Source organism: Martelella sp., assembly GCF_984369615.1.
Genome location: NZ_CFHTCS010000154.1, coordinates 1 through 9,777 on the forward strand (window position 1 = coordinate 1; position 9,777 = coordinate 9,777).

7 protein-coding genes, 1 tRNA gene and 1 pseudogene are annotated in these 9,777 nt (G+C 64.2%); 4 read left to right on the plus strand and 5 right to left on the minus strand.

Annotated elements, in window-relative coordinates; genetic code table 11:
* Both AC5DC2_RS13155 and ppdK read left to right on the plus strand, forming a co-directional pair.
* A pseudogene (locus tag AC5DC2_RS13155) lies at positions 1-848 on the plus strand (chromosome segregation protein SMC); the annotation flags it as partial.
* Positions 849-978: 130 nt separating this feature from the next.
* Positions 979-3,669, plus strand: coding sequence for a pyruvate, phosphate dikinase (ppdK, locus tag AC5DC2_RS13160; protein WP_491698805.1), 2,691 nt, complete (start codon positions 979-981; stop codon positions 3,667-3,669).
* Here the strand turns inward: ppdK and AC5DC2_RS13165 are convergent.
* Positions 3,660-4,571, minus strand: a complete 912-nt coding sequence (locus AC5DC2_RS13165) for an MBL fold metallo-hydrolase (RefSeq protein WP_491698806.1) — start codon at positions 4,569-4,571, stop codon at positions 3,660-3,662. The genes ppdK and AC5DC2_RS13165 overlap by 10 nt on opposite strands.
* A gap of 205 nt (positions 4,572-4,776) precedes the next feature.
* On the opposite strand from AC5DC2_RS13165, the gene AC5DC2_RS13170 reads away from it, so the two are divergent.
* Positions 4,777-4,851: transfer RNA gene (locus AC5DC2_RS13170), tRNA-Gln, on the plus strand.
* A gap of 169 nt (positions 4,852-5,020) precedes the next feature.
* Here the strand turns inward: AC5DC2_RS13170 and AC5DC2_RS13175 are convergent.
* Entirely contained in the window at positions 5,021-5,350 is a 330-nt protein-coding gene (locus AC5DC2_RS13175; protein WP_024706690.1) for a nuclear transport factor 2 family protein, read from the minus strand.
* Between the two features lie 82 nt (positions 5,351-5,432).
* Complete coding sequence (locus tag AC5DC2_RS13180) at positions 5,433-5,903, minus strand: hypothetical protein (protein ID WP_024706689.1); 471 nt, start codon at positions 5,901-5,903, stop codon at positions 5,433-5,435.
* A 97-nt stretch (positions 5,904-6,000) separates the two neighbouring features.
* Between AC5DC2_RS13180 and AC5DC2_RS13185 the strand changes: the two genes are divergently transcribed.
* Positions 6,001-6,909 carry a LysR family transcriptional regulator gene (locus AC5DC2_RS13185; protein ID WP_491698807.1) on the plus strand — a complete coding sequence of 303 codons (909 nt, stop codon included), beginning with the start codon at positions 6,001-6,003 and terminating at the stop codon, positions 6,907-6,909.
* Between the two features lie 38 nt (positions 6,910-6,947).
* Here the strand turns inward: AC5DC2_RS13185 and AC5DC2_RS13190 are convergent, their stop codons facing one another.
* Positions 6,948-7,298, minus strand: coding sequence for a hypothetical protein (locus AC5DC2_RS13190; protein ID WP_491698808.1), 351 nt, complete (start codon positions 7,296-7,298; stop codon positions 6,948-6,950).
* Positions 7,299-7,490: 192 nt separating this feature from the next.
* On the minus strand, positions 7,491-9,599 hold the full coding sequence (locus AC5DC2_RS13195; RefSeq protein ID WP_491698809.1) for a beta-galactosidase: 2,109 nt from the start codon (positions 9,597-9,599) through the stop codon (positions 7,491-7,493).
* Positions 9,600-9,777: the final 178 nt, after the last annotated feature.

The window sequence follows — 9,777 nt, forward strand, 5'->3', positions numbered from 1 at the left end:
TTGCCGACCTTGCCGAGGCGCGCGAAAAGCGCGGCCGCGCCGAAGAGCGGCTGGTTTCCGCGCGCGAGCGGCGCGAGGCGTCCGAGGCGCGCATCCGCGAAGTGCTGGAGGTTGCGCCGCACGAGGCCTTCCGCTTGACGGGCCTGGCGCCGGACGCCGACCTGCCGGACCCGCTCGCCGTGGAACGCGCGCTGGAGCGCCTCAAGGTCGAGCGTGAGCGTCTCGGCGCGGTCAATCTGCGCGCCGAGGAGGAGCAGGCGGAGCTTTCCGGCAAGCTCGAGGAACTGGTGCGCGAGCGCGACGATATTCTCGATGCCATCCGCAAGCTGCGCGGCGCGATCCAGAGCCTCAACCGCGAGGGGCGCGAGCGCCTGCTTGCCGCCTTCGACGAGGTCAACGAGCAGTTCCAGCGGCTGTTCGTGCATCTGTTCGGCGGCGGCATGGCGGAATTGCAGCTGATCGAATCGGATGATCCGCTGGAAGCCGGGCTCGAAATCCTGGCCCGTCCCCCCGGCAAGAAGCCGCAGACGATGACGCTGCTCTCGGGCGGCGAGCAGGCTCTGACGGCGATGGCGCTGATCTTCGCCGTCTTCCTCACCAATCCGGCGCCGATCTGCGTGCTGGACGAGGTCGACGCGCCGCTCGACGACCACAATGTCGAGCGCTACTGCAACCTGCTCGACGAAATGGCCGCGACCACCGAGACCCGCTTCGTCGTCATCACCCATAATCCGATCACCATGGCGCGCATGGACCGGCTTTTCGGGGTGACGATGGCCGAACAGGGGGTCTCGCAACTGGTCTCCGTTGACCTCAGGACGGCGGAGAGACTGGTGGAGGAAGTCTGACTGCGGCCCGGCCGGCATCCGCCTCGGGGTTTTTTCTCTTTTGTCCAATTCTCATTTCGGCTGCGATGCTCTAACGTCCAGCAAAAGATAGAATGAAGACGGGCAGTTTGCCCGGCAACCGGGCGGACGAATGGCGAACTGGGTTTACGGTTTCGGTTTCAGCGAGGCGGAAGAACACGAGATTGACCGGGATCGACTGGGCGGCAAGGGCGCGAGCCTCGCCGAGATGGCGCGCATGGGATTGCCCGTGCCCCCCGGACTGACCGTGGTCTCCGATGTCTGCCGTTATTTCTACGAGCACGGCAAGACCTTTCCGGACGGACTGAAGGACGAGGTCTCGGAAGGTTTGGCGCAGGTCGAACGGGTGACCGGCAGGCTCTTCGGGCGCAGCAAGCATCCGCTGCTTCTGTCGGTGCGTTCAGGCTCCAGGGTCTCGATGCCCGGCATGATGGACACGGTGCTCAATCTTGGCCTCAATGACGAGACGGTTCAGCTTCTGGCCGAAGATACCGGCGATGCCCGCTTTGCCTGGGACAGCTATCGCCGTTTCATCCAGATGTACGCCGATGTGGCGCTGGGGCTCGATCAGGAATTCTTCGAGGAGCTCCTTGAGGACCGACTGTCCGAGCTCGGCCATGCCTATGAGACGCAACTGACGGCCGGCCAGCTGGAAGACGTGGTCGCAAGCTACAAGGAACTGCTTGAGGAGGAACTGGGCTCGGCCTTTCCGCAGGACCCCTATGAACAGCTCTGGGGCGCGATCTCGGCGGTCTTCTCAAGCTGGACCAGCGCCAGGGCGACGACCTATCGCGCCCTGCACAACATCCCCTTCGAATGGGGCACGGCCGTCAACATCCAGGCGATGGTGTTCGGCAATCTCGGCAATGATTCGGCCACGGGCGTGGCCTTCACCCGCAACCCCTCGACCGGCGAGAAGGCGCTTTACGGCGAATTCCTGGTCAATGCCCAGGGCGAGGACGTGGTTGCCGGCATCCGCACGCCGCAAAGCGTGACCGAGCCTGGCCGCATAGCCTCGGGCGGCGAGAAGCCGTCTCTGGAAAAGCTGATGCCGGAGGCTTTCGGCGAGCTCGAGACCGTTTCGGCGAGGCTCGAGCGTCATTACGGCGACATGCAGGACATGGAATTCACCATCGAACGCGGCAGGCTCTACATGTTGCAGACGCGCGCCGGCAAGCGCGCGGCGGGCGCGGCGATGAAGATCGCCATGGACATGGCCGACGAGGGGCTGATCACGCGCGAGGAGGCGATCATCCGCGTCGACCCGGCAACGCTCGACCAGATGCTGCATCCAACCATCAGGCCGGGCTACAAGGGTACCCAGATCGGCTCCGGCCTGCCGGCGTCGCCCGGGGCGGTCACCGGCGAGATCGTGTTCACTGCCGAGGCGGCGATCTCCGCCCATGCGGAGGGCCGCAAGGTCATCCTCGTGCGCACCGAGACGAGCCCGGAGGATATTCACGGCATGACGGCGGCGATCGGCGTGCTGACCACGCGCGGCGGCATGACAAGCCATGCGGCGGTGGTGGCGCGCGGCATGGGCGTGCCCTGCGTGACCGGCGCGGGCAATATGCGCGTCGACCGCTTCGCCAATATTCTCCACGGGTTGAACGGCGCGATGCTGCATCCCGGCGACACGGTGACGATCGACGGCGCCACCGGTCGGGTGATGAAGGGCGCGGCGCCGACGCAGAAACCGGCGCTGTCGGGCGATTTTCAGCGGCTGATGGAATGGGCCGACGCGGTGCGCCGCATGAAGGTGCGAACCAACGCCGATACGCCGGGCGATGCCCGCGCCGCGCGCGATTTCGGCGCGGAGGGCATCGGGCTCTGTCGCACCGAACACATGTTTTTCGACGGCGGCCGCATCCGCATGATGCGGCGGATGATCCTGGCGGAAACGGAGGAGGGCAGGCGCGAGGCGCTCGACCAGCTCCTGCCCATGCAGCGGGCCGATTTCGAGGAACTCTTCACCATCATGCACGGCCTGCCGGTGACGATCCGCCTGCTCGACCCGCCCTTGCACGAGTTCCTGCCGAAGACGGCTGACGAGGTGGCGGATGTGGCCGAGGCGCTCGGCATGGAGACCGACAAGCTGCGCCACAGGCTCGACGCGCTCTACGAATTCAATCCCATGCTCGGCCATCGCGGTTGCCGGCTGGCGATCTCCTATCCGGAGATTGCCGAGATGCAGGCCCGCGCGATCTTCGAAGCCGCGATCGCGGCTGCCCGCGCGACCGGAGAACCGGTCGTCCCGGAGATCATGGTGCCGCTTGTGAGCCTGCGCGCCGAGCTTGAATATGTGAAGGGGCGAATAGACGACGTCGCCCATGCGGTGATGGAAGAAAGCGGCATGGCGATTTCCTATCTCGTCGGCACGATGGTGGAGCTGCCGCGCGCGGCCTTGAGGGCGCATGAGATCGCCGAGACGGCTGCCTTCTTCTCGCTGGGCACCAACGACCTGACGCAGACGACCTTCGGGCTTTCGCGGGACGATGCGCCGGGCTTTCTCGGAACCTACCAGAAGAAGGGCATCATCGAGCGTGATCCGTTCATCTCGCTCGATTTCGACGGCGTGGGAGAACTGATGCGGCTTGCCACCGAGCGCGGCCGGCAGACCAAGCCGGATCTTCAGGTCGGCATTTGCGGCGAACATGGCGGCGATCCGGTGTCGATCCGCTTCTGCGAAGGTCTCGCGCTCGACTATGTGTCCTGCTCGCCTTTCCGCGTGCCGACCGCGCGGCTTGCCGCGGCCCAGGCGACCGTCAGGCAGGCAGAGGAGAAGGGCAAATCTCAGCCCTGAAGCCGGTAGCGACCGGCAATAAGAGGCGGGCCGTCCGTCAAAACGCTGCCGCGCTCGACCAGCGCCTCAAGGTGGGCGAGCACGGAAAGCGCGGCCGCGCCGTGCAGTTTCTCGCTGGTGGTGCGGTAGATTACCTTGACCATTTCGACGATCGTCTCGTCGCCGGCCGCAAGGCGCTCGAGGATTGCCCGCTCGCGCATCAGCCGGTGCGAACGGATGCCGCGGACAAAGCCGTGGGCGCCGGTGACCGGCCCGCCATGGCCCGGCAGGTAGACGCTCTCCGGCCGCGCGAGAAGCTTTTCGAGAGAGGCCATATAGTCGCCCATCGATCCGTCGGGCGGCGCGACGATGGTGGTCGACCAGCCCATCACATGGTCGCCGGAGAAAAGATAGGGCGTGCCTTCCAGCGCGAAGGAGAGGTGGTTGGCGGTGTGGCCCGGCGTGTGGACGGCCTGCAGCACGAAGCCGTCGGCTTCGAAGCGCCCGCCGTCGGCCAGCGTGATATCCGGGGCGAGCGCCGTGTCGGAACTCTCGGCAAAGGGGTTCTCCTCGCCGTCGTGCAGGGGGCGGGCGGCGCGGTGGGGCGAGAAGGCGAGGATCGGCGCGCCGGTTTCGGCCTTCAGGCGATGGGCCATCGGCGTGTGGTCGAGATGGGTGTGGGTGACGGCAATCCCGGCGACCTTTCGCCCGTCGATCGCCTTCATCCAGATGTCGAAATGTCCCGCGATGTCCGGACCGGGGTCGATGATCGTGAGGGACCGGTTGCCGAGCATGTAGCCGTTCGTGCCGTGCGCGGTGAAGGGCGAGGGGTTTTCTGCCGTCAGCCGAAAAATGCCGTCCGCGATCCGGACAGCGCGGCCATAGGCCGGGTCGAATGCCTGTTGCGATTGCGCCTCTCGCATTCTCACTTTCCTCCCGCAGCGTTCCGTGGCCGCCGATGCCCCCTATCTGACATCGAACCGGCAAATTGCAAGACCGCCGAAGCCGGCTTCAGACTTTCCGGGCGGCAAAAACACTGACCGTCGCCCGATTTAGCCGTTGTCGCCCGGCAAGAGCTTTGATAAGAGGCTTGTCGTTCCACGGCGCAGGCGCGCTGCGAGGACATGCTGGGGTGTAGCCAAGCGGTAAGGCACCGGTTTTTGGTATCGGCATGCGCTGGTTCGAATCCAGCCACCCCAGCCATTTCGGTATACAAGTCATTGAAATTTAATATAGTTTCGTGTTTATCACTCGGTTCTCGCGCTGCCGTGTCACACAATGCTGTATCGCAAACGGCATCAGTCTGCTTCGGACCGGGTCGAAGCCCCTGCCTGTAATCGCCGATGTTTCCCTTCCAGGATCACGAGAGCCGTCATGGAGCAATCTCTAGCTTGGCAACCTTGTCGCCGCTGAGGACGAAGACGTAGCGCAGGTCCACCGGGCTGCCGGGAAAATTGCCGACGAGACGGCTGGTGATGACGAAGCGGCCGTTTTCTTCCGTCATCGCGAAGGGCTCGACGGTGTAGGTGTATTTCGTCGAGGCATTGGCCATCCACTGCCGGATGGCATCGCGGCCTGTGTATGAATTGCCTTCATCGATGACGGTGGCGTCTTCCGTGAAGCATTCCGAAATCGCCTGCGCATTGCCCTTCTTGTCGGCCGAAAAATAGGTGTCGATGACCTTCGGCAGTTCGATACTCATGATGGTTCTCCTGTTACGTGGTTGGAGCGTGTTGCCGGGAGGCTTCTCCCGGCGGCACGTGGGTTGAAACAAAGGCGCAGGTTCAGCGCCGGCTGCCGACGTCGCCGCTCGAGCTCTTGGTCCTGGCGGAAATCTGGGCCTTCGGTACGAAAGTGAGCGCGGCCACAGCGTCGACAGGCTCGGGATCGGCAAGTTCGCCGCGTCCCTCGAAAGAGGCGTCGAGCAGGTTGCGAAGCGACCTGTTGGTCTCCATTGGCAGGAAGGAGATCATGCACACCTCTTCCAGCGAGGCGCTCTCCGCCACTTCGATGAGCTCTTCCTTCAGATCCTCGCGGGTGTAGCTGATGATGTAGTTGTAGTCCTGATCGAGGGTGTAGAGCTTGGGCTCACACATGCTCGCGGGCACGTCGCTGTCCTTGAAGTTCCAGAGGAACTTGGCTGGACCACCAACCACCGGACCGCCGAAGACCAATTGCTTGGCGATCAGCGCATCGAGGATGCGGTAAGCCTGCGCGGTTTGTTCGGCACTGATGAAAACCTGATAATACTGCATTTTTCTCATTCCGTTGCTGTTCGACCTCAATTTATGGCTTTGACGGCGTACGGATAAGCGGGATAAAGTGAGATGGGGAATTTCGGATTTCGGGATAATGGCGATCTACAGGCTGAGTGATTTCGACGCTGTTCTCGCGGTCAGCCGCAGGGGCTCGTTTCGCGCCGCAGCCCTTGATCTCGGCATGTCGACGAGCGCGCTCAGCAACGCGATTGCAAAGCTGGAAGAGCAACTGGGCGTGCGCCTGTTCAACCGCACGACGCGCAGCGTTTCGCTGACGGATGCCGGACGGAAGTTCGTCGATCAGATGAGCCCGGCGCTCCGGGACATGCACCAGGCGCTCGATACGGCGCGCTCGCAACAGGAGACGCCGACGGGCGTGTTGCGCATCAACACATTCGCGACCGCCGGGCGCGAGATCCTCTCACCGCTGATCCTGGAGTTCATGCGCCGGTTTCCGCAAGTCCGGATCGATCTTGTGACCGAGGGCAATCTTGTCGACATCGTCGCCGACGGTTTCGATTTCGGGGTGCGCAGCGAGCCGCTGGTGCCCACCGACATGATCGCGATTCCCTTGGGACCGCCGCGACGCCACGCGGTTGTCGGTGCGCCGGCCTATTTTGAAAACCGCGCGCCGCCGCAGAAGCCATCGGACCTGAGGGCGCATGATTGCATCCGCACCCGTCTGCCGAACGGCGCGATGCTGCGCTGGCAGTTCGAAGCCGAAGGGCGGCCGGTACATGTGGATGTGGACGGGCCGATCACCATGGATGAGGCGAGCCTTGCGCGCCTGGCTGTGCTGGACGGGGTCGGCATCGGTTTCTTCATGGAATCGGATGTGCGTGAAGACATCGAGGCCGGCCGGCTGGTGCGGGTGCTCGACAAGTGGACGCCGCCACTTTCGCCGCTCTGTCTCTATTATCCGAGCCGGCGCAATCAGCCGGCGGCCTTCAAGGTGTTCGTCGATCTCGCGCGCGAACTGGCGCGTTCTGCGCGCGGCCGCTGATATCTTGGCCGGCCGCGCGGCGGTCAGGTCCGGAGAATTCAATCAAGCCGCGTCCACCCGACAGCACGCGTTTCAGGACGGAAGACCGGTACCCACTCTCCTGGAGCACTCAAGCGTTTGGTCAACGCCTCCGCATCGGGAGAGACGTCCTCCCAGAACATGTCCTGTTTGAAGTGGTCGGGATGGGCCATCAGGCCCGGCCCGAAACGGATCGGGATCAGCCTTCGCTGGCCTCTGAAAAGATCGCCCAGCCCCGGCACAAGATCACACGCTTCAGGATCGAGCGGAATGAGCCCCGAATGCAGGGCGAGCTGTCTCTGCCCCTCCGGCGAAAGCCGGGTCAACTTTCTCCCGGGGCAGATTGTTGGCACGGCGAAGAACCATTGCATGTCCGCCGTGCCTGGGTTTCGGCTGTCGCAAGCCGTTAGCGAAGGCTCTCCGAACCGCGCATGTCGATGACGATGGAACATTGGGCATGCAGGGCGGCGCAAGAGGGCCGCTACATGGCCGATCGCGCTCTTGCGGGCATCCTGCTGCTCGTGACCCTTGTCTACGGCATGATCGCCTTTCCCCGACGCGCTCTATGCAAGCCGAACGATCAGCGCGTCGCGCGGTGGCACGGCGAGCCTGCCGTCTCTCAACGAGGCTTCGTCGCTGCCCCAGAATACCTCTGCGCTGCTCAAGGCCCGGCCGTCGCCATCGGAAAGCGTCGCCGTCTGATGCCGGCGCGTGGCGTTGATGACCCACAGATAGCGCCCGGAATCACTCTCATGAAGGCGTATCTGCAGGGCCGGATTGGTGCACAGCGTATGCCGCGTCTTGCCGGAGAAGGCTAAGCAGCGCGCGAAATAGCGTTTACCCGCCTCCGACTGGTCGCGGTAATAGCCGACCGAGGGATGGGTGCCGACGAGCAACGTGCGGCCCTTGCCGAACGCGTTCTCGACGATCGCGATCCGGCCGTCGTCAAACCGCGCCAGTTCGCGGCCCTTCGTCACGGTGTAGGACTGCAGGAAGCCGCCGCCGGTGGTCGAAACGCCATCGAGCGTGAAGCGGATGCGGTCGCCGATATCCGGCATGAACTCGACCTCGTCCTCGCGGACGCCGAAGACGGCGTCGAGCCCGTTATTCGGCTGCACCGTGCCGACCTTGCCGCGATCGCCGAAATAGCCCGGGCAGGCTTCCGACACCAGCATGCCCCCGGCCTTCACCCATTCGGCCAGTTTTGCGGCATTCTCGCTTGTCAGCATGATGGGGTAGGGGAAGTAGAGCGCGTCATAGGCGTCGATATCCTCGACATGCACCCAGTCGGCCTGGATGCCATTGTCGAAGAAACCGCGATAAGCGCCCCACATGGCCTCCCTGTAGGTCTCGTAATTGCCCTCACGGCTCAGGAGGTAATCCCAGGCCTGCGCCTCCGGAGCGACCAGGATGCCGATCTCGCCCTTCACCGGCTTTGCCGCCAGAAGCGGTTTCTGCTCGGGCGCATTGGTCCATTTCGCGATCGTCGAGGCCATATCGGAGCGCGGCGTGCGCGAACCATCCATGCCGTAGGAGCCGAAGGCGCCGAACAGCGGGCCGTCGAGCAGCGGCCGGTAGCGCAGGTTCAGCATGCCGCGCGCGCCGCCGGCAAACGACGTCAGCGACCACACCCGGATATCCTCGGGCTCGGCGACGCGGCCATCCTCCCTGTCGCGACCGACGACCTGCGGCTGCATCCACAGCGGCCCGCCCTGACGCTCGGCATGCCAGAACGGCTTGCCGCGCGCGGCGGCGCGGTTGAGGTCGGCGGCATAGAAGCTGCGCCAGGACTGGTTGCCCTTGCGCGCATGGACGAAGGTATAGCCGTAGACCTCGACCTTGGAGGCGGCGAGCCAGTCATCCGACCCGCGCGCGGCCATATCGGGAATGGCTCCCGCCACGCCATGGGCAGCGATCAGGCAATCGCTGTCGACGGCGCGGATCGTATCGATGCGGAATTGCATCTGGCCATAGTAATTCTCGCGCTTGAAATCGAGCCAGTCGAGGCATTCCGGATAGGGCGCGATCTGGCGCGGCGGCTCGATATCGTCCCATTCGGCATAGGAGTAGCGATACCAAGCCTGTGCCAGCGTATCGAGATCGCCGTATTTTTCCCGAAGCCAGACACGGAAGGCGGCCTTGGTGTGCGGGTTGTAATCGACCGCCGGCGAATAATTGCACTCGTTCCAGACATCGTAGCCGAGAAGCCCCGGATGACCCTTGTAGCGGGTCGCAAGCGCCGTCAGGAAAGCGCCGGCGGCTTCCTTCGCCTCCGGGCAGTTCATCGTCAGCGAACCGGCGCCGCCGCCGTTCGGCGCAAAACCGCCTGTCGCGGCCGACACGCCCATGATCGCCGGAAGCTCGCTGCCATCGGCGCGCATCTGCCGGGCATGGGCGAACTTGCGGTAGGCCCAGTCCGGCACCGTGTGGGTCAGTTCGGCAATGATGGTCTTGATGCCGTTTTCGGCGGCGAGGTCCATCTGGCGGTCATATTCTTCCCAGTCGTAGAAGCCGGGCCGGCGCTCGATCGCGCTCCACATGAACCAGTGGCGGAACACGTTCAGCCCATCCTCGGCGGCGACGCCGTAGTCGCGCTCCCAGTCCTCGCGCGGCGGATTCGACTTGCGGAAATAGACCGCCCCGAACGGCGTCTGCATCGGTATTTTCGTCATGATGTCCTCACAGATTTGGCAAAACGCGGCCACACGATTTCAATCTCCCCCCTTGAGGGGGAGATGTCGCGACAGCGACAGAGAGGGGTAAAGCGCCCTCCAGTTCCGAGTTCGCGGCTGAGGGTTCACCCCCCTCTGCCCCTTTCGGGGCATCTCCCCCTCAAGGGGGGAGATCGAA